The sequence below is a fragment of the Pseudomonas sp. GW458-11-26-14-LB4 genome (assembly GCF_059423925.1).
In genome coordinates, this window is record NZ_JBWKYU010000020.1 from 1 (window position 1) to 22,992 (window position 22,992).

25 protein-coding genes and 1 tRNA gene are annotated in these 22,992 nt (G+C 61.1%); 8 read left to right on the top strand and 18 right to left on the bottom strand.

The genetic code is table 11. The annotated features are described in order from the left end of the window. Positions 1-107: 107 nt before the first annotated feature. The 13 genes from AC07XZ_RS22655 to AC07XZ_RS22715 all read right to left on the bottom strand — a co-directional run bounded on the left by AC07XZ_RS22655 (position 108) and on the right by AC07XZ_RS22715 (position 13,508). Entirely contained in the window at positions 108-1,085 is a 978-nt protein-coding gene (locus AC07XZ_RS22655; RefSeq protein WP_102687635.1) for a LysR family transcriptional regulator, read from the bottom strand. Between the two features lie 39 nt (positions 1,086-1,124). Continuing rightward, positions 1,125-2,072, bottom strand: coding sequence for a peptidylprolyl isomerase (locus AC07XZ_RS22660; protein ID WP_102687636.1), 948 nt, complete (start codon positions 2,070-2,072; stop codon positions 1,125-1,127). Next, positions 2,069-2,536, bottom strand: coding sequence for a YbjN domain-containing protein (locus AC07XZ_RS22665; protein ID WP_085700718.1), 468 nt, complete (start codon positions 2,534-2,536; stop codon positions 2,069-2,071). The genes AC07XZ_RS22660 and AC07XZ_RS22665 overlap by 4 nt, the downstream gene beginning before the upstream one ends. Positions 2,537-2,565: 29 nt before the next feature. Beyond that, positions 2,566-3,195, bottom strand: a complete 630-nt coding sequence (locus AC07XZ_RS22670; RefSeq protein ID WP_102687637.1) for a DNA repair protein — start codon at positions 3,193-3,195, stop codon at positions 2,566-2,568. Between the two features lie 16 nt (positions 3,196-3,211). Beyond that, positions 3,212-4,909: a putative porin gene (locus AC07XZ_RS22675; protein ID WP_102687638.1), complete on the bottom strand. Its 1,698-nt coding sequence runs from the start codon at positions 4,907-4,909 to the stop codon at positions 3,212-3,214. Positions 4,910-4,948: 39 nt separating this feature from the next. After that, positions 4,949-5,653, bottom strand: coding sequence for an energy transducer TonB family protein (locus tag AC07XZ_RS22680; RefSeq protein ID WP_102687639.1), 705 nt, complete (start codon positions 5,651-5,653; stop codon positions 4,949-4,951). A gap of 3 nt (positions 5,654-5,656) precedes the next feature. After that, positions 5,657-6,082 carry an ExbD/TolR family protein gene (locus tag AC07XZ_RS22685; protein ID WP_007955109.1) on the bottom strand — a complete coding sequence of 142 codons (426 nt, stop codon included), beginning with the start codon at positions 6,080-6,082 and terminating at the stop codon, positions 5,657-5,659. A gap of 11 nt (positions 6,083-6,093) precedes the next feature. After that, on the bottom strand, positions 6,094-7,893 hold the full coding sequence (locus tag AC07XZ_RS22690) for a DUF2341 domain-containing protein (protein ID WP_102687640.1): 1,800 nt from the start codon (positions 7,891-7,893) through the stop codon (positions 6,094-6,096). 14 nt (positions 7,894-7,907) lie between these two features. Further along, positions 7,908-9,503, bottom strand: coding sequence for a ShlB/FhaC/HecB family hemolysin secretion/activation protein (locus tag AC07XZ_RS22695; RefSeq protein WP_102687641.1), 1,596 nt, complete (start codon positions 9,501-9,503; stop codon positions 7,908-7,910). A 55-nt stretch (positions 9,504-9,558) separates the two neighbouring features. Further along, complete coding sequence (locus tag AC07XZ_RS22700) at positions 9,559-10,185, bottom strand: transposase (protein WP_085747274.1); 627 nt, start codon at positions 10,183-10,185, stop codon at positions 9,559-9,561. A gap of 281 nt (positions 10,186-10,466) precedes the next feature. Beyond that, a complete protein-coding gene (locus AC07XZ_RS22705; RefSeq protein WP_102687642.1) occupies positions 10,467-11,750 on the bottom strand; it encodes a DSD1 family PLP-dependent enzyme in 1,284 nt (427 codons plus the stop codon). Beyond that, on the bottom strand, positions 11,750-13,078 hold the full coding sequence (locus AC07XZ_RS22710) for a D-arabinono-1,4-lactone oxidase (protein WP_173892783.1): 1,329 nt from the start codon (positions 13,076-13,078) through the stop codon (positions 11,750-11,752). The genes AC07XZ_RS22705 and AC07XZ_RS22710 overlap by 1 nt, the downstream gene beginning before the upstream one ends. A 76-nt stretch (positions 13,079-13,154) precedes the next feature. After that, positions 13,155-13,508 (bottom strand): c-type cytochrome, encoded by a 354-nt coding sequence (locus tag AC07XZ_RS22715; RefSeq protein ID WP_102687644.1) that lies wholly within the window; start codon positions 13,506-13,508, stop codon positions 13,155-13,157. 352 nt (positions 13,509-13,860) lie between these two features. On the opposite strand from AC07XZ_RS22715, the gene AC07XZ_RS22720 reads away from it, so the two are divergent. Further along, complete coding sequence (locus tag AC07XZ_RS22720) at positions 13,861-15,486, top strand: NADP-dependent glyceraldehyde-3-phosphate dehydrogenase (RefSeq protein ID WP_102687645.1); 1,626 nt, start codon at positions 13,861-13,863, stop codon at positions 15,484-15,486. Between the two features lie 46 nt (positions 15,487-15,532). Next, positions 15,533-16,573: an FUSC family protein gene (locus AC07XZ_RS22725; protein ID WP_173892785.1), complete on the top strand. Its 1,041-nt coding sequence runs from the start codon at positions 15,533-15,535 to the stop codon at positions 16,571-16,573. Positions 16,574-16,576: 3 nt separating this feature from the next. Here AC07XZ_RS22725 and AC07XZ_RS22730 read toward each other — a convergent pair whose 3' ends face one another. Continuing rightward, entirely contained in the window at positions 16,577-17,470 is an 894-nt protein-coding gene (locus tag AC07XZ_RS22730) for a DMT family transporter (protein WP_102687647.1), read from the bottom strand. A 138-nt stretch (positions 17,471-17,608) separates the two neighbouring features. Between AC07XZ_RS22730 and AC07XZ_RS22735 the strand changes: the two genes are divergently transcribed. Both AC07XZ_RS22735 and AC07XZ_RS22740 read left to right on the top strand, forming a co-directional pair. Next, on the top strand, positions 17,609-18,046 hold the full coding sequence (locus tag AC07XZ_RS22735) for an Lrp/AsnC family transcriptional regulator (protein WP_007955121.1): 438 nt from the start codon (positions 17,609-17,611) through the stop codon (positions 18,044-18,046). A 40-nt stretch (positions 18,047-18,086) separates the two neighbouring features. Beyond that, positions 18,087-18,413, top strand: coding sequence for a YceK/YidQ family lipoprotein (locus AC07XZ_RS22740; RefSeq protein ID WP_102687648.1), 327 nt, complete (start codon positions 18,087-18,089; stop codon positions 18,411-18,413). Positions 18,414-18,485: 72 nt separating this feature from the next. Here AC07XZ_RS22740 and AC07XZ_RS22745 read toward each other — a convergent pair whose 3' ends face one another. Next, the gene (locus tag AC07XZ_RS22745; protein ID WP_007955123.1) at positions 18,486-19,157 is read right to left on the bottom strand and encodes a Bax inhibitor-1/YccA family protein; all 672 of its coding nucleotides are present in this window, start codon (positions 19,155-19,157) and stop codon (positions 18,486-18,488) included. A 122-nt stretch (positions 19,158-19,279) separates the two neighbouring features. Here AC07XZ_RS22745 and AC07XZ_RS22750 point away from each other — a divergent pair. From AC07XZ_RS22750 to AC07XZ_RS22765, 4 genes are all read left to right on the top strand, one after another. Beyond that, positions 19,280-19,367, top strand: a tRNA-Ser gene (locus tag AC07XZ_RS22750). A gap of 207 nt (positions 19,368-19,574) precedes the next feature. After that, the gene (locus tag AC07XZ_RS22755) at positions 19,575-19,784 is read left to right on the top strand and encodes a hypothetical protein (RefSeq protein WP_102687649.1); all 210 of its coding nucleotides are present in this window, start codon (positions 19,575-19,577) and stop codon (positions 19,782-19,784) included. Between the two features lie 387 nt (positions 19,785-20,171). Further along, entirely contained in the window at positions 20,172-20,897 is a 726-nt protein-coding gene (locus AC07XZ_RS22760; RefSeq protein WP_102687650.1) for a hypothetical protein, read from the top strand. Between the two features lie 22 nt (positions 20,898-20,919). Next, positions 20,920-21,600, top strand: coding sequence for an SOS response-associated peptidase family protein (locus AC07XZ_RS22765; protein WP_102687651.1), 681 nt, complete (start codon positions 20,920-20,922; stop codon positions 21,598-21,600). Between the two features lies 1 nt (position 21,601). Here the strand turns inward: AC07XZ_RS22765 and AC07XZ_RS22770 are convergent, their stop codons facing one another. From AC07XZ_RS22770 to AC07XZ_RS22780, 3 genes are read right to left on the bottom strand one after another with little or no spacing between them, the layout of a single operon-like run. Further along, positions 21,602-21,952 carry a hypothetical protein gene (locus tag AC07XZ_RS22770; RefSeq protein WP_256590570.1) on the bottom strand — a complete coding sequence of 117 codons (351 nt, stop codon included), beginning with the start codon at positions 21,950-21,952 and terminating at the stop codon, positions 21,602-21,604. Between the two features lie 22 nt (positions 21,953-21,974). Beyond that, entirely contained in the window at positions 21,975-22,511 is a 537-nt protein-coding gene (locus tag AC07XZ_RS22775; protein WP_102687653.1) for a lysis system i-spanin subunit Rz, read from the bottom strand. Beyond that, on the bottom strand, positions 22,511-22,936 hold the full coding sequence (locus AC07XZ_RS22780; RefSeq protein ID WP_102687654.1) for a cell wall hydrolase: 426 nt from the start codon (positions 22,934-22,936) through the stop codon (positions 22,511-22,513). Before AC07XZ_RS22780 ends, AC07XZ_RS22775 begins: the two co-directional genes overlap by 1 nt. Between the last annotated feature and the right edge of the window lie 56 nt (positions 22,937-22,992).

Here is a 22,992-nt window from a genome sequence, read left to right on the forward strand (position 1 = left end):
AAGACTAAGTTCGCACCTTGAATTTTGCGCCACCTCCGTGAGGTGGGGAGGCCGGCCAGATGATTCTCAGATTTATTTAAGCGAATAATCCGTCCTTCTCTATTCAGCTATTCAAACCACTCCCCCCGCTCGCTGAAAGTGCGCCTGATCAACTCAACCAGCACCTGCACCTCCCCCACCATCTCCGACTCACTATTCACCGCCAACCAAGCCTGCAACCGCATTGCCTCGTCAAACAACCCCGGCAACGCCACCAACCCGCGATCAAACCGGCTCATGTACATCGGCAACAACCCAATGCACGCGCTGCAACGAATCATCTCCAGCATCAGCTCATAGGATTGCATCTGCACCACCCCAGCCAGCCGTTGTTCAACCAGCTCATTCCACGGCCGAAAGCTGTCGATCTGCCGATCGTGCTGCCATTGCACCAGCATGAAATCGGCGAGGTCATCCGGACTTTCCGGGCGTGCGGTGACGCGGGAGTAACGTTTGGCGATGTGCGGCTGATATTCCAGTTGTGCAAGGCGTTGCGGTTCGCTGGTGGCGAAGGTCGGGCCGGGGTGCGGGGTGTCGCCGTGGGCCAGCCACAGCACGATGTCGGCGCTGACGGCGCGCAGGGCCAGTTCGCTGTCGAGGGCGATGATCTCGAGGCGCACGCTGGCGTTGCGGCGCAGCAGTGCGATGAGGTCGCGGCCGAGGATGTCGTGCAGGATCGATTCGGCGACGGCCAGCCTGATCAAGGGTTGCTCGATTACCGGGAGTTTACGTTCGTGGGCCAGCGCGATCAGTTGCGCCTGCAATTGCTGGCCTTCGCGGGTCAGGCTGAGGGCGCTGCCCTGAAAGCTGAACAGCGCGCATTGCAGTTGTTGTTCGAGCTGCGCCAGCTGTTTGCGCAGCAGGGTCGAGCGCACGTTGAGGCTACGGGCGGCCTGCATGAAGCAGCCGCAACGGGCGCTGACCAGAAAATATTGGGCGACGTCGCCGTCGAGCGTCGCAGCCTGCGCCAGCCAGGGTTCGTCCTTGTCCCGGGGGTAGCGGAAATCGGCGCTGCTCTGTCGTGCTGCGGGTTCGGTGAATGACATCGATGACTCCCTGTCGATCTTTGTTTTGGTGTGCAGCGCTTAAGGTTTGCTCTCCAGCACCTTATTGAGCTCGGCCCCGTCGATACTCAGCGTCGCGGTATTGAGCATGCCGTCCAGATAGGCCTGGGCGATCTGTTCCTGACGCTGTGCCCGCAAGGCCTGGGTCAGTTGATCGCGCAACTCGTCGAGGGTCGCGGTGCGGGCCGGTTGTTGTTCGGTGAGTTTGATCACGTGAAAACCGGCGCTGCTTTGAACGGGATCGGAGACCGCACCAACCTTGAGTCGTGCCACGGCGCCACGTACTTCCGGCACCAGTTGCTGCAACGGTTGCAGACCGGTGTCGCCGCCGCGTTCAGCGGTGAGTCGATCCTGGGAAAACTCTTTGGCCAACGCCGCGAATTCCGCCGGGCTCGACTGGGCTTTCTTGCTCAACTCCGTCGCCTGTTTGCGCACAGCTTCAATATTCTGTGGCTCATTCACCCCAAGGAAAATCTGGCTGACCCGATACAGCGCCGGCGTCTGCCAATTGGCCTTGCCCGCGTCATACGCCTGCTGCAATTCGGCAGCGCTCGGGTAATCCGCCGGCACCTGGCTCACCGACTGCAAATAGTCGCGAAACACGATCTGTTCGGTGGCGGCACGGGTTTGTCGAACCACGTCCGGACGCTGCGCCCAGCCCTGGGCGTCGGCCTGTTCCAGCACGGCTTTTTCGGCCAGACGTGAACGAATCCAGCGCTCGAGCGCCTCACGATTGCCACGCAGTTGCTCGCGGGTCTGTGGCGGCACGGTTGCCAGCAGCGCCTGCAATTCTTCCGGCGAGACCTGTTGATTGCCCAACCGCGCCACCGCCGGCCCGGCATTCGCCGCAATCACCGGCGCCGGTTGCTGGGCGGCGACCGGGTCATTGCCCGGCCGCACCACCAGCGCCACGGCCACCACCAACAGCGCCACCGCAGCGGCGCTGATTACCATGGCAGGTTTTGTCACAGCGCGACTTCCTCTTGCTCAACCTTTGGTGCCTGAGCGGCAGCAGCGTTCTGGGTGAAATCACGCAGGTACACGATGAACTCCTGAAGCAGGCGATCCCACAATTCCAGGTTGCCGCGCAGGTGGTCATTGCTGACGCCCGCCGCTACCACCACGTCCATTTCCATCACCAGAAACTCGCCCTGCAACGACAACCGGGCAAACCGGCGGGTCGCGTTCCACTGCTCGGCCACACCGGCCGGCAATTCACCCTGCACGCGCAAGGCGCAGCTGAAGGTGAAGTCGACGTAGCTGCCCTGCTCCGCCACCGCCGGGTTGCCGAAACGCACGGCATAACCGATGCCCTGGCTGGCGCTGAGCAACTGGACGATGCCGTTCTGTTCGGTCTGGTTGACGCGGTAACCGGCGGCTTGCAGTACGTCGGTCAGAGATTGCGGGGATACGTGGGAGATCAATTGAGTCATTACTTCTTCCTTGTCCATGAGTCTTTTAATCAGTGCGCGATCGCGGCTTGCGGCGCATCGAATTGAGTCTTGTACAGTTCGTCGCCAAAGCCCTGAGCCAGTTCATCGAACTTGACCCGGGCGCTGCCGGCGAAGGGCTGGCGGATCTTCATCACCTCGGCCACATCGATGTTTTCGTAGGCGGTGAGAATCTGCTTGGCCACGCCGTACATCTGCTGATTCTTGACCGAACATTGCTGCACTTGTGTGTCACGTTCAGCCAATTGCGCTTGAAGCTTAGACCGTTCTGCCTCTTTGGCACGGGCCATGACCAACAACTTGTCATAGGCTTTCTTGAATTTGCCGGTCTGCTCGTTGCTGGCCGCGACTTGCGCCTGGGCCTGGCTGTGCAGGCTTTGCTGCTGCCCGGCCAGTTGCTCGGCGAGGCCTTTGGCCTTGGCCAGTTCGGTGGTCAATTGCTTGATTTGCGCCTGCGCAGCCTTGGCTTCGTTCTGCGCCGCCAGTTGCGCGGCGCTGGTCTGGGCCTGCTGGCTTTGCAGGGTTTGCAGCTGCTGGGTGGTGCTGCGCAACTGGGTGCGCAGGCGTTCTTCCATGCCTTCGGCGCTCGCCCCGGTGGCAATCAACATCCAGAGCGCAAGCCATAAAAAGCGGATTTTCATTACCCTCTCCCGGCGCTTAGAAGCGCGTGTTGATCTCAAGCTGCATGACGTCGATATCGAACGGCGCGCCATACACCGCTTCCGAGCTCAACCAGCGGCCGGTGGCGTAGACGTTCTTCGCCAGACCGTAATTGCCCCCCAGAAAGTAACCCTTGGCGTTGGTGCCGCCGAGGTGGAACGACGAGTCGTTGAAGCCGTCCGGCAAGGCGTCCGGCTGGATGTACTTGTAGCCGGCGAACAGGTTCCAGTCGCCCTGCTTCTTCAGCTCCAGCGCATTGCCGAGAGTGAACTGGACCATCCACGCATTGGCACCGCTTTCGATGTTGCCGTTGCTGTCGAGGTTGTTGACCAGTTGCCCGGCCGAACGCTTGCGCATGTCGCCTTCGTCGTAGCCGAGGTTGTGGATGTAGTTGCCCTGGCTGCGCAGTTTGAAGTCTTCCGGCAGGTCGGCGTCCCACACCACGTTGAGGTCCAGCAGGTTGAACTCGGACGCCAGGCCAACGAATTGCGGTTGCGGCGTGGTGGTCGGGTTGAGCGGGTTCGGCGTGATGTCACGCAGCAGGAACACGCTGTTGCCCTTCTGCATGAACGCTGCGCGGGTGCCGTCACTGTCGCAGCCGGGTGCGCCAGCCCACGGTTCGCAAGGGCTCGAGCGCTGGCCTTCGATGTCGTCGAAGCGGTAGTAGGCCAGCGCACCTTTCAAGCGATTGTTGCTGTTGATCGCCCATTTGGCGCCGATCTGCGCACCGTACAGCCATTTGTTGTCGCTTTCTTCCTTGTCGAAGCCGTTGCTGGTGGTGGTGTCGTTGGTGTAATCCACCGGGAACGCGCCGACGGTGCCGAACACGCCCCAGTCGCGGCTGAGCTTGTGGTCGAAAATCGCCGCCACGCCGTCGAAGTTCAGGTCGTTGGAATACAGCATGTCGGTGGACATGAACGGATTGGCGAAGCGGCCACCGGTCAGGGTCAGTTCATCCGACGGCTTCCAGGTCAGGTAACCCTGATCGAGCCAGATGTCCTTTTTCGAGAAGCCGCCGCCGAGGTTCTGGGTGGTCGACACCGGGTTGTTGTCCGAGCCGGTGCCGATGCGGATGCCGGCGGTCCATTCCGGCGAGATCACCGCTTTCATGCCCAGCCGGGCGCGCAGGCGGAACAGGTTTTCGCGGTCTTCGCGGGTGTTGAGCAACGGCGGCAACGCGGTGCTGCTGTTGGGGTTCACGTCGTACGGGCCATTGTTGTTGAGCTTGGCGAAGTCGACGATTTCGTTGCTGTTGCTGCCCGAGTAGTAGCGCGATTCGTCACGCAGGCGAATGTCGCCGTCGAAGCTGATGCGCGACGCCCAGTCCGGGAATGTACTGGGCGCCGCCCAGTTTTCCTGCTTGGCGGTGGCCATGACCTCGGCCTTGACCTGATCACGGATCTGGTCGCGCACCGCGGCTGGCACGTATTGCACCCGCACATCGCCCGGCGCGGCGACCGGCCCGGCGGCCACAGCGGTAGACGCCGCAGCCTGTTTGGCCTGGGCCGCTTCGTTCTGGGCCTGGGCGATCAGTGCGTCGGCCTTGTCCTGTTTCAGAATGCCCTGCTCGACCAGCAAGCGGATCAGATTGATCGTGGCGTTCTCCGAGGGCGCAGGCGCTGCCGCGGCCTGACCGACCAGGGTCGCGATGACCATGCCGACCGCCAGGGACAATCGATTCACGTTGGAAATCATCTGCACACAACTCCTTTTCATACAGCTTTATGAATTCGGTTAACCCGGACGCCGCCCTTGCAGGGACATGCGCACAGGCAAGGTGATGGAGGCCGGTGGCCGCTCGCTCAGATGCGGCGCGTTACGCAATGCGGCCAACACCTGACTGTCGATCTCGGGGTTGCCGCTGGACTTGATCAGCTCGACCCGGGTGATCTCCCCGACGCTGCTCAGCCACACATCGGCCTGCAGCGAAAACGCCAGGTTGCGCAGGTCGGGGTTCTCGCGCAGCAGCTTCTGGAAGGTGAACGCGAGGAACTGGCTGTAGGTGCCGTTGCCAAGGCGCCCACCGCCGGAACCGGCCATGCCGCCGCCCTTGCCCGCGCCGATGTTGAAGGCGTCGCTGCCGCTCTGGGCGTCACCGTCAATCTGCATCGGGTTGGCCAGGTCGTCCGCCAGCGATGGCGGTGCTTCTTCCTCAGGCTTGACCTCTTGCGGCTCGGGCGTTGGCTCGGGCTCGACGATTTTTTCCTCGACCGGGGTTTCCGGCTCCGGCGGTTTTTCCGGCGGCGGAGGTGGCGGTGGCGGCAACGGGATGATCGTCGGCACCTTCGGCGCTTCCCGGCGGATGCCGCTCATGTCGTTGGCCCACTGCCACAACAGGAATGCCGCGACGGCGCCCAACAGCAGCCCGGCGCCCCACTTCACGTAACGCAGTGGCGACTTCTTCACCGGCAAAGGCTCGATTGGCAGTTGTGCAGTCATCACTCAGCCCTGCGTCGGTTTGCCGGTAACGAGACCGACCTGGGACAGTTCGAGCCGGCGCAGCAGATCCAGCACTTCGATGACCTTCTGGTACTGCACCGTGGCGTCGCCGCGCACAATCACCGGGAAGTCCGGGTTCTGCGCTTTCTCGATGCGCAGGCGTTCTTCCAGCTCCGGCAAGGTCACCGGGTAGGCGTCAAGGAACACCTGGCCGCCGTCGTTGACCGAAATCGCCTTGGTCTTGGCCTCCGACAGCGACACGGCGGCGCTGGCCTTGGGCAGGTTGATCTGGATCCCGGAGACCTGCGCGGTGGCGGTGAGGATGAACATCACCAGCACCACCATCAGCACGTCCACCAGTGGCGTGATGTTGATGCTGTCCACTGCGGCATCTTCGTCATCGTCGTGGGAGGCATTTACGGACGCCATGTCAGTGCTCCTCAGGCCGGTACGGAGTGGTTGGCGTGATGACCACGCTGATGCGCCGCTTCACTGGACTGGCCTTCGCCATGCATCTCCGCCAGACGAGTGATGAACTCGTCGACGAACACGCGCATGTCGGCGCTGACTTCCTTGTTGCGGGTGATCAGGCGGTTGTAGCCAAACAGCGCCGGGATCGCGACGAACAGGCCCATGGCCGTGGCCAGCAGGGCTGCCGCCATACCCGGCGCGATGGCGTTGATGTTGACGTCGCCGGCCATGGCCGTACCGAGGAACACCACCATGATCCCCAGCACCGTGCCGAGCAGGCCGATGTACGGGCCGCCGGCGATGGCGTTGGACAGGGTCGAAAGTTTCGAGCTGAGCTGCTGGTTTTCACGGGTGCGCACGCCGTCCATCGAACAGCGGATGGCTTCGATGGTTGCGGCGGAAACGGACGAGGTATCGGCGCCCTGCTCGCGGCGGGTGCGGATTTCTTTCACCGCCACTTGATACAGGCGCCACAGCGGCGAGTGCTGCAAACGCTGGGCGAGTTGGGTGTCGTCGGCGAACATTTCCAGACGGGTGCCGACCTTGGCGAACTGCACGCGAAAATCTTCGTTGGCGGCGGTGACGCGACTGAGGGTGCGGTTCTTGCGCAGCATGATGATCCACGACTGGAACATCATCAGCACCAGCACCGCGATGATCACCCAGGCGTCCACCGGTACCGCGTTGAGCAGGAAGCCGAGGCTGCCGAAACCGAAGCCGGACTGTTCTTCATCGACGCCAAAGGCGACCAGTTTCGACTCGGCACCCTGGGAAGTGGCGTCGGCCAAAAGCAGCGGCGCCGGGCGGGCGACTTTCGACAGCCGCAACTCGTCAATGGCGCCTACGAACGGCTGGAAAGGACCTTCATGAAGATCGGCGCCGATGGCCATGACCGAATTGAAGGCCGGCATCGCCTGAGCCAGTGCCGCGCCTTCGCGACCGTTGATGTACAGCGTCACTTTCGCGCCTTCAGCGGTCACTGCGACGTGCTGCCATTGGCCCGGATTCAGTGGCTGCGTAGCGACGGCGCGCTGGCCATCGATTTCCACAAATGGCACGCCCTGATTCACACCAACCAGCAGGCTGTTGGAGCCTTCGCGGCGGGCCAGGATCAGTTGCTCGCCATTGGCCTGATCCAGACGCAGCCAGGCACTGAAGGTGAAAGCGCTGCCAGCGTTGTGCTGCAGCGACGGACTGGCCGGCAACAGCAGCGGCTGGCCGCTGAACTGCAAGGCACGCCCTACTACGCCGTCGATGGCGGCGCCGGTCGCGCTCTGCGCGGTGTTGCCGTAAGCGGTGGTGTCTTTCGCCGGGGTGCCAGTAGCGCCGTCGAAGTGATAGAGCGCGGTGTAATTCGGATCGAACGTCAGTTGGCCATTGCCGGTGGCCGGCGCCTTCTGGTTGCCGTAGTACATCCAGATGTCCTGACGCTGACCGCCCTCGACATTCGGCACATCAACCCAGATCAGCGCCATGCCCATCAGCGCGTCGAAGCTTTCGATCTGGTGGTTGAGCACGGTCTTGTCATCGGCGGCGACGAAGCGCAGGTCCGAGCCGTCCTCTTTTACGCCATCAAACGTGAAGTTGCCGGTGTGCAGGCGCACCAGCAGCGCGGTACGACCGAGGGCCTGATTGATCGCGGCGCCTTGCGGCGTGGTGTCGACGGCGATCTGTTTGCGGTAATGCCAGTCGTCCTGCCACCAGGCCTGAGCCGTGGCCGGGAGCACGAAGCCCAGGCAGATCAACAACGAAAGGAAAAGGCGCTGCATGGAAGTGCTCCTTGTTAGAAAGTGGCCTGAAGGTTGAAGTGCAGGCGCGACTCCTGTTTCGAGGTGTTCGGCCCTTCGAGTAGCGGATAGCCCCAGTCGAGGCTGCCGGACAGCCATTTGCTCAGGCTGGCGCGGGTGCCGAGGCCGACACTGGCCAGGGCGTAATTGGCGTCCTGGTCCGGCAGTTCGTCGCGCAGGTAGAGTTGCGCGCCTTCGGCGAAGGCATAGAAGCGCCAGTCCTGCATCCAGCCGCCGACGTATTTGGCCAGCGACGGTGTGCGCAGCTCTTCGCTCAACAGGAAGCCGTCATCGGCGGTGCGTTCGGCAGCCAGATAACCGCGTACCGAAGTGGCGCCACCGGCGGAGAATTGTTCGTTGGAAACCAGCGGCCCCGACGCCAGCTGGAACGCGGCTTTACTCGCGCTCTGCCAGTCGCTGTCGAAGGTCCAGGTAAAGTTGGTATCGCCCTTGAGCACGGCGAAACTCGGGTTGGCGCGGTAGCGTTTGTAGTCGAAGTCTTCGTCGGAACTGCCGTAGCCGAAGATGCTGCGAGTGGCCGCGACCAGGCTCAGGCCGAGGCCGAGCTGGCTCTTTTCGCTGTAGCGGTAGCCGTTGTAGGCAAAGGTGAACGGCGCGTATTTCAGCGGCACCTTGTCGCTCTCGCCGGACAGGGTCAGGCGTTCGTCGAAGTCCTTGAAATCAATGCCGGCCGACAGCGAGTTCGACCAGTTGCCGCTCGACGGGATCGTGTAGATCGCCGCTACGCCGTAGGAATGGCCCTTGCCGAGCACGTTGCTGCCGCCGATGGTGGCGACGTTACTGTCGGACTGGTAACCGGAGAACTGCACACTCCAGCGCTCGGTCAGCGGCGCGGTGTAGGAGCCCGACCAGACCTTGGCGTTGTCGGTTTCCTGGGGTGCGGTGAAGAACGTCAGGTTGACGCTGTGCCCCAACTGCCAGAGGTTGTTGTAGCCGAGGCTGGTGACGGTTCGCAGCTTTTCGGTGTCGGCGCTGTAGTCGTTGTTCAGCCCCACGCTGGCGGTCCACGGGTTCTGGTCTTCGACCTGCAGGTCCACGTCCATGGTGCCGGGGCGCTGGCCTTCGCGCACGAGCGGCATCACCTGCCGGCCCGGGGTCTTGTTGAGTTGCGCCAGTTCGCCCTGGACCTTGGCGAAGTCCGGCACCTCGCCTTCTTTCAGCGCCGGGACGTTGTCGCGGATATCCAGCGGCGAATAGTGTTTGGCGCCGACCACGCGGACCCGGCCGACCTTGGTTTCGCTGACTTGCAGGTAGACGATGCCGTCGGCCACGGCTTGCTCCGGCAGTTCGACGAACACCGATTGATAGCCGCGTTCCTGATAGGCCTTCTGCAGGGCATCCCGCGCGCCTTCGATGTCGCTCAAGGCTTTTTGCGGGCCGAGGAACGGGTACACCGCTTCTTCGATCGCCCGCGCATCGAGCACGGTGTTGCCGCGCACGAAGTATTCGTTGACGTCCACCAGACGCTGCGCCGCTGCGTTCTCGGCCTCATCGGCGAACGCCGGCTGCGCGCCGGCCGTCACCAGCAGCCAGCCCCACAGCGCCAGCCGTGACGTGAAAATCTGATCCACACTACCCCCTGAAATTCGCGATGACCTGTTGGCGCTCATGCGCCTTGCGTGTGCGTCAGTTACTGGCGTTCTTGATTGCTGAAGTGCTGGCCCCGGTGTGCTTGCCCAGCCAGGTGTGCAGCAGCGCGAAGTTCAGCGAGAACTCGGGCATTTGCAGCAGCGCGCCGCAGAACACTTCACCGATGATTTTCTGGATGAGCTGCACCGCACGCGGCTCGTTGAGCAGCGTGGCGATGTCGCGACTGAGGACGTTGAAGCTCCAGACTTTCTGGTTCAGGCCCAGGCCAACGAACCAGCGGAACAGCAGGTTGTAATTGAGCTGTTCGTAGAGTTGCTGCTCGCTGGGCACCGAATACAGCAGTTGCAGCAGCAGGATGTGCATGACCGTCTGCGGGGCGATCAGCATGCCGGGCCGGGCATTGAGGTCGTGCAGGAGATCGCGGTGGGCATCGAGCAAGTCATCGATCTGCGGGCGCAGCAGCACCAGCGAATGCCCCGGCGGAATGTAGCTGGAGACCTCTTTCAAGGCGCCCTGCCAGTCATCCTGCGACACAATCCAGACCCACGGCGCGCCGTAGCGATACACCGAAACCGGCTTCTTGCGCGCGGCTTCGACGATCTTCGACAGGCGTTGATCGAGTTCCTGCATGCCCACTTTCGAGTAGCGTTCCATAGTCCCCATTGCCTCACTCCCGGCGTCCCGCCTCGGCTTGTGAAAAGCGCCCCTCAGGGCCCCTCAAGCGCGTTACATAGGCATGACCGGACTGGCGATGTGCTACCGAACTTTTGTCATAAAAGCTTCATTACAGAAATTGATCGGGGAATTGCAGACACCACAAATACTGTGGGAGCTGGCTTGCCAGCGATGGGGTCAGGTCAGCAACATTTACTTGGCTGACACACCGTCATCGCTGGCAAGCCAGCTCCCACAGGGTTATGGGGTGTTTTCAGAAAAACATTCCGTCAGGTGTAGACGGGCCAAATGTCGACGATCTTGCCGCCACGCACCGCCAGCAAATCACCAAACTGCAGCAACACCGCCTCGGTCTGGGTCGGGCGCAGGAACACTTGATCCTCTACCGTCAAACCTACGGCATTCGAACCATTGACCATTTCCTGATTCGAACTGCGCCCGTAAATACCATTGCTCTGCAATCCGGGCGGTGATTCGAACTCGGCCATCCAGTTACCGCCGTAGATGAAAAAGGTCTGCCGCTGGTTGGTGTCCCACCACGAAAACAGCTTCGATTTGTCATCCAGCGCCGGGATGTTCACCGCACCGGTGCTTTTCAACACCGGCGTTGCGATGTACGTGGCAGGTTCGTGCTCGACCAGCGACGGCAGGTCGTAATGCGTCGGTTTGAGCATCGCCGTCCCCACCGAGACTTCGCTGCTGAGATTTTCGTTTTCATGCATGCGGTAACTCGGACTCCCCGCAGTGTTCAGGCACAAGCCGTCATGCCACAGCGCCGGGTATTGCTGTCGGGTGAAATCGACGCAGCGCTGATAAATCACCATCACCTTGGCGAACAGTTCCTCGGGCGAACCGAGAATCCCCGGCACGCCCATGCCCACGAACGGGTCGTAGCCCATGAACCCGGCAAACTCCAGGTGCTGCGGGTTGGCGGCGATCAGCGCGAGCATCGGCCCGAGCACGTTCACGTCACTGACGCCGCCTCGGTGCAGGCCGACGTCCAGCTCGATGTTGATCCGCATGCGCGTGCCCAAGCCCTGGGCCAGTGCGAGGTATTGCTGCAAGCGCTCGGGGTTGTCGATCAGCCATTGCAGTTGTTTCGTCGGGTCGAACGGGCCTTTGTGGGTTTGATAGAACAGCTCTGCCGAGCGTACCGGCAACGGCTTGCCGAGCAGAATGTCGGACTGCGGAAACGTCACCGCATCGTGATTGAGGAACGGCTGATGAAACGACATCAGCCGCTGCGTCCCAGCCCTTTGACCGATGTAGCTGAGCAGGCCCGGCGATGGCAATGACTTCTCCACCAACCGCAACTGCTTGCCCGCGCGTTTGACCGAGCGCATCACTACGTCGATGTTGTGGTCGAGTCGATCCAGATCGATCAGCAACACCGGGCGCATCGGGCCTTTGGCCTTGAGTTCGTTGTTCAGCGCCCGGAAGTATTCGCTGTAAGGCCCGCCGCGATCCCCCGGCCTTAACAACGCACCCACGCCCACCAGCAAAGCGCCAACACCCAAAGTCCCGAGCACGAAATTGCGTCGATTGACCGCCATCAGCTCACCCCCAGAATCGACGACAGATGCCCGTTGAGAAACTTGCCGCTCGGGTCCAGCGCTTCGCGTACCTGAATGAATTCCTGCCAGCGCGGATAGAGCGTTTGCAACGTGCGGGCATTGAGCGTGTGCAACTTGCCCCAGTGCGGGCGGCCGTTGTACTTCCAGAAGATCGGCTCGACGGCGGCGAAGAAGTTGTGGTGGTCCATCTGGTAATGCTGGTGGATCGATATCGAGCAGCTGTCGCGGCCTTCGAACATGCTCAGCGGAATGTCGTCGGCCTTGACGTAGCGGTACTCGATGGGAAACCAGGTGCGCAGGTCCTTGTCGCGGATCAGTTTGAGAATCTCCCGCAGGCAGGCCGGGCCGTGTTCGGCGGGCACCGAATATTCCATCTCGTTGAAACGCACGGTGCGCACGTTGGCGTAGATGTCGAACGAGTCGCCGACCCGGTCATCGAAACTCGCCAGATGCCGCAGACTGTTGAGCAGCGAACTGCGCAAGTTCGGGAAATCGCTGCCGTACTTGTCGATCTTCTCGATCAGGGTCACGAACTCGTTGCCACCCTCCTCTTCAGGCGGAATCGGTGGCGTGGGCGGGTCGGTGGTTTCGTTAAGGGCAATCGACAAGGCGTAGTCGGAATGGGTGACGACGAGCATTTCCCAGTGCTGGTTTTCGCTCGTGTTCTTGTCCAGGTCTTCGAGCAGTTCTTCGGTTTTGGCGATCCACTGGGTTTCCCGCAGGCGATAGGCCGGGCGGTTTTGCAGGCGGATTTTGGTGGCCACACCCAGCGCGCCGAGGGACACCCGGGCGGCGTTGAACACTTCGGGATGACGCTGGCTGTCGCAGTCCAGCACCTCGCCACTGGCAGTCACCAGTTGCATCCCGCAGACGTGTGCGGAATAGGACTGGAAGGTTTTGCCGGTGCCGTGGGTCGAGGTGGAAATGGCCCCGGCGAGGGTCTGGTAATCGATGTCGGCCATGTTTTGCAGGGCCTGGCCGATGTCCTTGAGCGGCGTGCCCATGCGCGACATCGGCGTGCCGGCGGCGAATTCGGCTTGCAGGGTTTTCGGGTCGTGGTCGAGCAGGCCGTTGAAGTAGCTCAGCGACAGTAACGTGCCGTCGGTGGGCACCAGCGCGCTGAAGGAATGCGCCGAGCCGACCGGGCGAATCTTGCCCGGTGCCTGCTGAATCACCGCCGTCAATTCGTCCAGATTCTTCGGCGCCACCCGCGCCGCCGGAAGGCAACTCTGCCCGCCCGACCAGTTGCGCCAGGGAATCAGTCGCGGCGCGCGCATCAACTGGCCCAGCGCCGGATTGGAGGCCAGCGCGCTGAACGCGCCGACGATGCTTGCCCGTTGCAACAACTGCCGGCGTGTCAGATCTATCGGCATGCCAGGATCCTTATTGAGGGAGCGGCTGATCGGCCATGAAGCCGATCAACTGAAGAAATTGTTCTTCCGAGCACTCGACGCACTGACCCATCGGTGGCATGCCGTTGTAGCCGTTGATGGCGTGGTCGAGCAGCGTGTCGGCGCCCTGCTGGATGCGCGGTTCCCAGGCCTTGCGGTCACCGGTCAGCGGCGCATTGGCGGCGGGGTTGGCGTGGCAGAGCTGGCAGCTGTTGGCGTAGATCTGCGCCAGCGCCGGGTCTTTGGGAATGGTGTTGTTGGTGCTGGCCGGGGGTTTGGGGTCTTCGCCGCAGCCAGGCAGCGTCATGGCCAACGCCAGTAATAATGTGAGTCGGATTGCCCGCATAACGGCCTCGCTTATTGTTGTGGTCACACCTTAAGGCAGGCGGGTCGGCGGGTTGAGGGCATTGCGGGACATTGAGGGGGGCAAACGGGGCCAGCCCATTACCTGAAGACGATCGTTCCCACGCTCCGCGTGGGAATGCAGCCCTGGACGCTCTGCGTCCGCTTGGAACGCGGAGCGTCCCTTGAGGCATTTCCACGCAGAGCGTGGGAACGATCATGGTGGATGCCCGCTCTGCTGTGCGGTTTCGCGTGACATTCGCGTGACATTTGCGGGTTTAAATTTCCGCGCATTCAGGCGTATAACCTGTTGAGACTTTTTGATCTGCATGCGGACATCAACACGGGGTAGCGACATGACCACAGCAAACATCCTTGGCAACCTGTTCCCTTCTGTCAGCGACATCCCGGAAAAATACCGCCTCGACGGTCAGGTCGAGCAACGCGAATACCTGGTCGATGGCGAGTTGCGCCGCTGGGACGGCCCGCTCGCCACCGTACGCAGCCCGGTCTATCTGCACGGCGATAATGGCGACGAACAAGTGATCCTCGGCAGCACACCGCTGCTGGACGCCGACACCGCCCTCACCGCCCTCGACGCCGCCGTCCGCGCCTACGACCGGGGCCAGGGCCTGTGGCCGACCATGCGCGTGGCCGAACGCATCCAGCACGTCGAGGCCTTCCTCGGGCGCATGCGCCAGCAGCGCGACGCCGTGGTGAAGCTACTGATGTGGGAAATCGGCAAGAACCTCAAGGACTCAGAAAAAGAGTTCGACCGCACCTGCGACTACATCGTCGACACCATCAATGCGCTGAAAGAACTCGACCGCCGCTCCAGCCGTTTCGAGCTGGAACAGGACACCCTCGGCCAGATCCGCCGCGTCCCGCTCGGCGTGGCGCTGTGCATGGGCCCTTACAACTATCCGCTGAACGAGACGTTCACCACGCTGATTCCGGCGCTGATCATGGGCAACACCGTGGTGTTCAAGCCAGCCAAGCTCGGCGTGCTGCTGATCCGTCCTTTGCTTGAAGCCTTCCGCGACAGCTTCCCCACCGGCGTGATCAACGTGATCTACGGCAGCGGCCGCGAGACCGTCAGCGCGCTGATGGCCAGCGGCAAGATCGACATTTTCGCTTTCATCGGCACCAACAAGGCCGCCAGCGACCTGAAGAAGCTGCACCCGAAACCACACCGCTTGCGCGCCGCGCTGGGGCTGGATGCGAAGAACCCCGGCATCGTCCTGCCGGAAGTCGATCTGGATAACGCGGTCAGCGAAGCGGTCACCGGCTCCCTGTCGTTCAACGGCCAGCGCTGCACCGCGTTGAAGATTCTGTTCGTGCATGAAGATGTGGTGGACATCTTCATCGAGAAATTCAACGCCAAACTGGCCAGCCTCAAACCGGGCATGCCGTGGGACAGCGGGGTTTCACTGACGCCGCTGCCAGAGTCAGGCAAGGTCGATTACCTGCATGGGCTGGTGGCTGACGCGCAGAGCAAAGGCGCCCAGGTGGTCAACCCGAATGGCGGCGAAGCGCGGGCCTCGTTCTTCTACCCGGCGGTGCTGTACCCGGTGACGCCGCAGATGCGCGTGTATCAGGAAGAGCAGTTCGGGCCTGTGGTGCCGATCGTGCCGTACCGTCACCTCGATACCGTGATCGATTACGTGCTGGAATCGGACTTCGGCCAGCAACTGAGCATCTTCGGCACCAACCCGGTGGCGGTCGGCCGACTGGTCGATACCTTCGCCAACCAGGTCGGGCGGATCAACCTCAACGCCCAGTGCCAGCGCGGCCCGGACACTTACCCGTTCAACGGGCGCAAGAACTCCGCCGAGGGCACGTTGTCGGTACACGATGCGCTGCGGGTGTTTTCGATCCGCACCCTGGTGGCGACCAAGTTCCAGGAACCCAACAAGGATCTGATCAGCGAAATCATTCGCGGGCGCGATTCGAACTTCATCGCCACCGACTACATCTTCTGAGGAGGAATCAGCGCTGAGCACTTTCAGCCCCCACCGTTGGCCGCCGCTGTTGCGGCGGATCCTGCGGCCGTTGCTCGACCCGTATCGACGTTATCGCCATGCTCGAACAATTCACGCGGTGCGGGTCGCGTTGGGGTTGCTGGCGACAATCCTGCTGACCACCGGCATCAATCTGCCCCACGGCGAATGGGCGTCGGTGACCATGCTGGTGGTGATCGGCGGTTTGCAGCATCACGGCAACATCGGCAAGAAAGCCGCCGAACGCGCCACCGGCACCTTGATCGGCGCCGGCGTCGGTTTGTTGATCGTGGCGCAACAGGCGTGGCTGGGCATGCCGTGGCTGACCTATTTTGCGATGGCAGTGGTCTGCGGATTTTTCTCGTATCACGCCATCGGCAAGGGCGGCTACACCGCCCTGCTCTCGGCCATCACCGTGTTCATCGTCGCCGGGCATGGCGACAACCCGATCACCGACGGGCTGTGGCGCGGGGTCGATATCCTGATCGGTATCGCCCTGGCCCTGGCCTTCTCGTTCGCCCTGCCGCTGTACGCGGTGTACTCGTGGCGCTACAACCTGGCCGATGCGCTGCGCGATTGCGCGACGGTGTACGGACGGATTATCGGCGGCCAACCGGTGACCGCCGACGAACACTTGAAGTTGATGAACCGGCTGAACGCGGTGATGGTGCAACTGCGCTCGCTGATGCCGTCGGTGTCCAAGGAAGTCAAAGTCTCGATGACCGAACTGGACGCCATCCAGCGCAACCTGCGCATGTGCATCAGCACCCTGGAAATCCTCGGCAACATCCGCCCGGACGCCAACGACCCCGACGCCATGACGCACCTGCAAGCGGCGCTCAAGGCCGAACACCGGCACATTCGCGTGCAATTGATCGGCATGGCCCGAGCGTTGAAAACCGGTGCGTCCGGTCGATTGGGACGCCCGGTGGAATTGCCGGACGCCAGCCTCGACACGCCGGTCTACAGCCCGCTGGACGGCTACCGTTTGCTGACCCGGCAACTGGCGGCCAACATCGGCGAAATGCGCCAGCGCCTGGCGAAGACTGCGCCGCGCTGGAACATCTGAGATTTACTGCGCGGCCAGGCGCCGCGCCTTGAAGCCCCAACCCTGTTGCATGCCGGCAGCGGCCAACAGGATCGCTGCCACGCCGATCCATTGCAGGGTTTGCAGTTGATGACCGAAGGCAAACCAGTCGACGAAAATCGCCGCAATCGGGTAGATAAACGACAGAGCGCCGGTCAATGCAGTCGGCAGTTTCTGGATCGCACCGTAAAGCAGCACGTACATCAGACCGGTGTGGACGATGCCCAGCGTCACCAGACTGGCCCAGGCACTTGGCGCCTCGGGCATTGCTGAAAAATGCGCGAATGGCGCGAGCAACAGCACGCCGGTGCAGACCTGGATCAGCGCAATCAGATGCGGCGGCGTGCCGGTCAGGCGCTTGATGATCAACGCAGCTATGGCGTACAGAAACGCCGCCCCCAGCGCCAGCGCGATCCCCATCAGGTAATCACTTCCGCCCTCGCCCTGCCCGCCGTGGGCACTGACGATGGCCAGCATCCCCATGAAAGAAATCGCCAGCCAGAACAGCTTATGCAGGGTGATCTTCTCGCCTAGAAATAGCGCTGCCAACCCCACCAACATGAACGGCTGCACGTTGTACACCGCCGTGCCGATTGCAATCGAAGCCCGTGAATAGGAGGCGAACAGCAGCACCCAGTTGCCGACGATTGCCACCCCGCTGAGCACCGCTAGCAGGAAGGTGGTGCGGGTCAGAATGCCGGGGCGCAGAAAGCCGAAGGCGGCGCAGATCAGCAGCAAAGTCCCGGCGCCGAACACGCAGCGCCAGAACACCACGTCCAGCACCGGTTGCCCGGACACCAGCACGAACCAGCCAATCGTCCCGGATATCAGCATGGCGGCGGTCATTTCAAATGAGCCGCGACGGATTGTTTTGTCCATCATCAATCTCCTTAATGTGTGGCAAAAGTATGCCAAGCGTGACCGGGGCTTCTCCAGCGCAAAAAGCAGGCTAAACTCGATTTCTACCTTTTTTATCGAGGGTGGTTTGCATCATTCGCCTAATGCGGGAGTTTTTGTATGACCGACGATATCGACCAGATCCTGATCGGGGCCTTGATGGAGGACTCACGGCGCTCGCTCAAGGCGCTGGCGCAGATCAGCGGGTTGTCTTCGCCGAGCGTGGCCGAGCGTTTGCGCCGCCTGGAAGAACGCGGTGTGCTCAAGGGCTACACCGTGGAGATTGACCCGAAGTGCTTCGGTTATCAGTTGCAGGCGATTGTCCGGGTGCGGCCATTGCCGGGGCAATTGCAGGAAGTCGAGCGGCAGATTATGTCGATTCCCGAGTTCACCGAGTGCGACAAGGTCACCGGCGAGGACTGCTTTATCGCCCGCCTGCATGTGCGCTCGATGGAACAGCTGGACACCTTGCTCGACCGGTTGAATACGTTGGCAGAAACCAATACAGCGATCGTCAAGAAGACCCCGGTAAAACGTCGATTGCCGCCGATGGCGTGAGCGGCGTAGATTGAGTTTTTTCCGGCGAAGGATTGGCGGCATGAAAATTCAGGCAACGATGCTGGCAGCGTTGATGCTGGCTGGGTGCGGGACGGTGCAGACCGTAGCGTTCAGTGACAAGCATTCCACGGAGCAGTTGAAAGCGAACAAATCCTACTGCGGCGCTGTACCGCGCATCTACAGCGGCGTGACGTACGACTTCTGCATGCTGCACGCCGAAAAGCCGGATGACGTCGATGCGTTCAACTACAAGAACGCGACGCCGGGTCTGCTGGTGGACGCGGCCGTGTCGGGAGTGCTCGATACGTTGCTGCTGCCCTACACGATCTACAAGCAACAGGCCGATGGCAGCATCGTGATCAATTGATCGCCTGCTCTCTTTTTCGCAGGCAACAAAAAACCCGCTTTCGCGGGTTTTCTGTTTATTGCAGTGCAGCGATCAGTCGTCGCGGCTCATGATGCCGAAGATCTGCAACAGGCTGACGAACAGGTTGTAGATCGATACATACAGGCTGATGGTCGCCATGATGTAGTTGCGCTCGCCGCCGTGGATGATGGCGCTGGTCTGGAACAGGATGCAAACCGAGGAGAACAGCACGAAACCTGCGCTGATAGCCAGTTGCAGGCCGCTGATCTGGAAGAACATGCTCGCCAGCGTCGCGCCCAGCAGGACGAAGAAACCGGCGGTGATGAAGCCACCGAGGAAGCTCATGTCCTTGCGGGTGATCAGCACGTAAGCCGACAGACCACCGAACACCAGTGCGGTCATCGCGAACGCGGAGCTGACCACTTCAGCGCCGCCCTGCATGCCCAGGTAACGGTTGAGGATCGGGCCGAGCAGGAAACCCATGAAACCGGTCAGGGCAAACGCCGACACCAGGCCCCAGGCGGAATCACGAAGCTTGTTGGTGAGGAAGAACAGTCCGTAGAAACCGATCAGCACCACGAAAATATTCGGGTAGCCGACCCGCATCTGCTGGGCCACGAACGCCATCACACCGCTGAATGCGAGGGTGAGCGCCAGTAGACCGTAAGTGTTGCGCAGGACGCGGCTAACCTCTAGCTGCTCAGCCTGCACGCTGTTGTGAACTGCGTAATCCTGTTCGCGCATGGCGACACTCCTGTTGGTTTGAAACGTTCAGTCGCAAAGATCATAACAGACGCTCTGTAACAAGCCATGCACAGAGTTTGACAGTGTGTTTCATTCAGGTATTATGGCGCCCGCAACGCAACGGAGGTGTGGCCGAGTGGTTTAAGGCAACGGTCTTGAAAACCGTCGACTGTAACAGGTCCATGAGTTCGAATCCCATCGCCTCCGCCATATTTGATACGACAAAGCCCTGATTATTCAGGGCTTTGTCGTTCTGGCGTTCTGAAAAATCTGCGGTCATCGAGATGCGTTCCATAACTATTCTGGACGCGTTCCATAACTATCAGGTTTTCACTCCCTTCTCCGGCGTCCTGCCGAACGTAAAACACTCTTCATGTAACACGGTTCTACGCTGGGTTCTTTCACGGAGGAAACCCAATGTCGAATTCAGATCTGCTCCCTTCCCTTCTCTTCAAAATCAACGAAAACCAGCTCGCCCTCGAGGCCGCTATTATGAAACTCACCCTATGGGTGGAGCAGCGCGGATCCGCCGAGGTAGCCGACAACGTTCGCAGCTCGCTAGCCGCGCTTGACCGGAATGAAGAATTCATCAAGATGACGCTGGCAGTGCTGATGACTCCCGAATGACCGGACCGCTCCGATCAAAAGCTGTCTTGATTTCATGCAAAGCTTGCCAAGGATAAATTCTCGCCTGGTAGAGCTTACAGGTCGGGTGGTGCTCAAACAGTTCTGATTTCGCGGCTTCAGGTTGCAAGGCGCCGCAGTGTCTGCACTCGACTGTGGAATTCGAAACCCGCCAGTCCGAATGCCAGTTCAGAAGTTTATCCAGAGGGGTCATTCCGTTTAACTCTCAGAAAACTGTACAAATTAAATTTAGCCGTACAGCTTTTTGTCATCAAGCCAGTGACGTCATTTCGACGATCAGCGGTTACAGCTCGTCGCTTCACCCTCGCCCACCTTGCGCGACTCGATTACTGTACATACATACAGTTTTTGTGCAGTGAATCCGGCTCTATGAATTTCGACCAAGCCAAATCCATACGGCTCCAGCGATGGCGCGCCACTCTAGACGATCACGAATTTCGCCTGCAAAACCCAGAAGGACACCGGGAAAGCCTCCATGAAATGGCCGAGGCGCTGCACGCAGAGGGCCTGATCGACCAGCTTGAACAGTTCGACATGAACGAGATGGCTGACGCTGCCTACTGGCACGCCGTAGAAGAGCTGCAGAACTCGCCAGGCCAATACCGAGGAGCATCGACCTACGACGTTGTACACGTCGACGACGGGAAGCTGCTGGCAACGATCAGCCGCTCGATCTTCAACTTTGCTACCGAAAAGCCGCGCGGTGCATCCCGAACCTATGACGGGAAGGTGTATTCAAGCCCGGAAGGAATCCACCTCAGCCTAGGAATTTCTCGGAATGTCGGCACGATCTCAGGGCTGACACTGGAAATGCATGGGCAGCGCTACCATTTGATCGAAACCGAACGAGTCATTCGAGGCGTCGACTACCAGCCCATTGATGATCCAGATGCCTACCGCGCGCTCGTTGATGCTGGACAGGTCGCTCAGGAAGAGCGCGATCTGCGTGCATTTGAAAAGGTGCGCCCTCACATCGAATCGGCAGTGTTCTGCACATGTCCGGCATGCCTCGATCGATTTGGCGCGCGCGATGACTGCCAGACCTGTACCGGAAAAGGTTTTGTGACAAAGCCAGCACCAGCGGGTCTACGCTGAAAGCTCATGCGAGGATCTGACAATGTGCGGACGACTCTCCCAGTACAGCGGCATTCACGACTTCGTAGCAGCGCTCAGCATGCCGAACGCCTTGATCAACTCAACCGGCGAACAACCCTTCGAGCGATACAACGCCGCACCGACCGCTCAGCTTGCACTCTTCCATCAGGAGGGCCAGTTCCTGCACGCCGATATGGTTCGCTGGGGATGGCGCCCGCACTGGGCCAAGGATCGCGCCGCGCCGATCAACGCCAGGGTAGAGAAAGTCGCCCACGGCCCGTTTTTCCGCGCAATCTGGCCGCATCGGGCGATCATCGCCATCAACAACTGGTTTGAGTGGGTCGACGAGGGCGGGCCGAAGAAACAGCCGTACCTGATCAGGCATCGGGATCAGTCGCCAATTCTCTGCGCCGCCATCGGCCAATATCCGAACGATGAGCATGATCCAGGCGAGCATGACGGCTTTGTCATCATCACAGCCGACAGTGCCGGCGGCATGGTCGACATTCATGACCGGAGGCCGGTCGCCCTATCGCCAGATCTGGCCAGAGAATGGCTGGACCCGGCCACACCGAAAGAGCGCGCTGAGCAAATGGTGCTGCACCAGGGCGAGCCGACTGAGGTGTTTGAGTGGTTTAAAGTTGACCGGGCCGTGGGAAATGTCCGAAACCAAGGCCCGGACCTGATCGAACCGGTCGAATGATTCAGCCGCGCGACAATATTTTCAAGCGCTCCACCAGAGCCGCTTCAAAAATGATGTACAGCCTTTCAGCGTCGCCGGCGCGCAGAGCGCCGCCGGTTTCCAATCCCAGCACGAAGCCATCCGCACGTGCCCCAGCCTTCACCGCGATAATCATCGAATCGGCCCGGACAATTTCCGCCAGCAGCCGGTCCGCCTCTCGCTGCATCTTCTCGCCCAGCACCACGCCTTCCATATCGCTCACCATTACATTCATCTCGACATCCAATACATCACAGCGATTATCGCTGATACCCAGATGATCGTCAGTACTATTGAGTATCCAGCCAGCCGCTTGTCCATGGCACCGATTCATCAAAAGGAATCTAAATCATGGGTCAAGGTCGATCAGGTCGCAACTGTGGCTCCGAGCCACCGGTCAGCGCGCTGATATAGGCCTGACACGCCTGCAGCGCAATCAGTCCACGGTCGCCTTCGTCGGTGATGGCGACAATTCGTTGAGCATGCGCAGGGTCAAGTTCGGCTCGTACGGCTGCATGATCCACGCCGCCGGCGCCGGCGGAGGCAGGCACTGGGCAGCCACCGGTTGAACCCGCGTCGAGGAGGACTGACAGCCGCAGATCAGAAGTGGCAAGGCGATCGCGCAGAAGAGCCTGGTCTTTTTGAGCATTGGTCATTTTCTCGGTGTGGGTTTTGTCACTGGCCGCCAGCCGCTGCTCGAGCGCCAGCCGCTTGTCCTGCTCGGCCTGCTGCGCGGTGGCGGACGCCACAGCCAGTTGGTTGAGGGTTTCAGTGTGCAGCCGCGCCTGCTCCGCCAACTGCCCACCGTAGCGCCAGTTCTGGAACTGCCAGGCACTGCCGGCGCCGAGCAGCACCAGCGCGGCCGCACCGATCGCACGCCACGGCACAACCATCACGGGACATCCTTGAAGAAGAGGTGGCCGCCGAGCAACAGCGTCCGCTTTGCCTTCACCGCCCAACCGGGCGCGACCTTCATGCTGAGCGCGTAATAGTGCGTGGCGCCGCCGGTAGGATCCGGCACCTTGCCGTCGATCACCTGGTCGGCAGCGATCCGACACTGCGCCAGTTCGCGGAACGGGATCTCCCGCGCGCCACTCAGAAATGGATAGTTCGGGTCACCCTTGTTCCAGCAGCTGAACTGGTACGGCTTCTGGCACACGCCTGCGTACCCCTCACCCCACCACGAATTGGTCTTGCCGTCGAACACCCGGTTGCGAATCGTCCAGGCTACGGCAATCTTGCCGGCCGGCGATTCGCCGCGCGCCTCGCCCCATAGCGTACGCGCAAGAATTTCCCGATCTCGTTCGGTAACAGTCATCAGTTTTCTCCAGACAAAAAAATACCCGCTCGATGGCGGGTGTTCGATTGATGCTT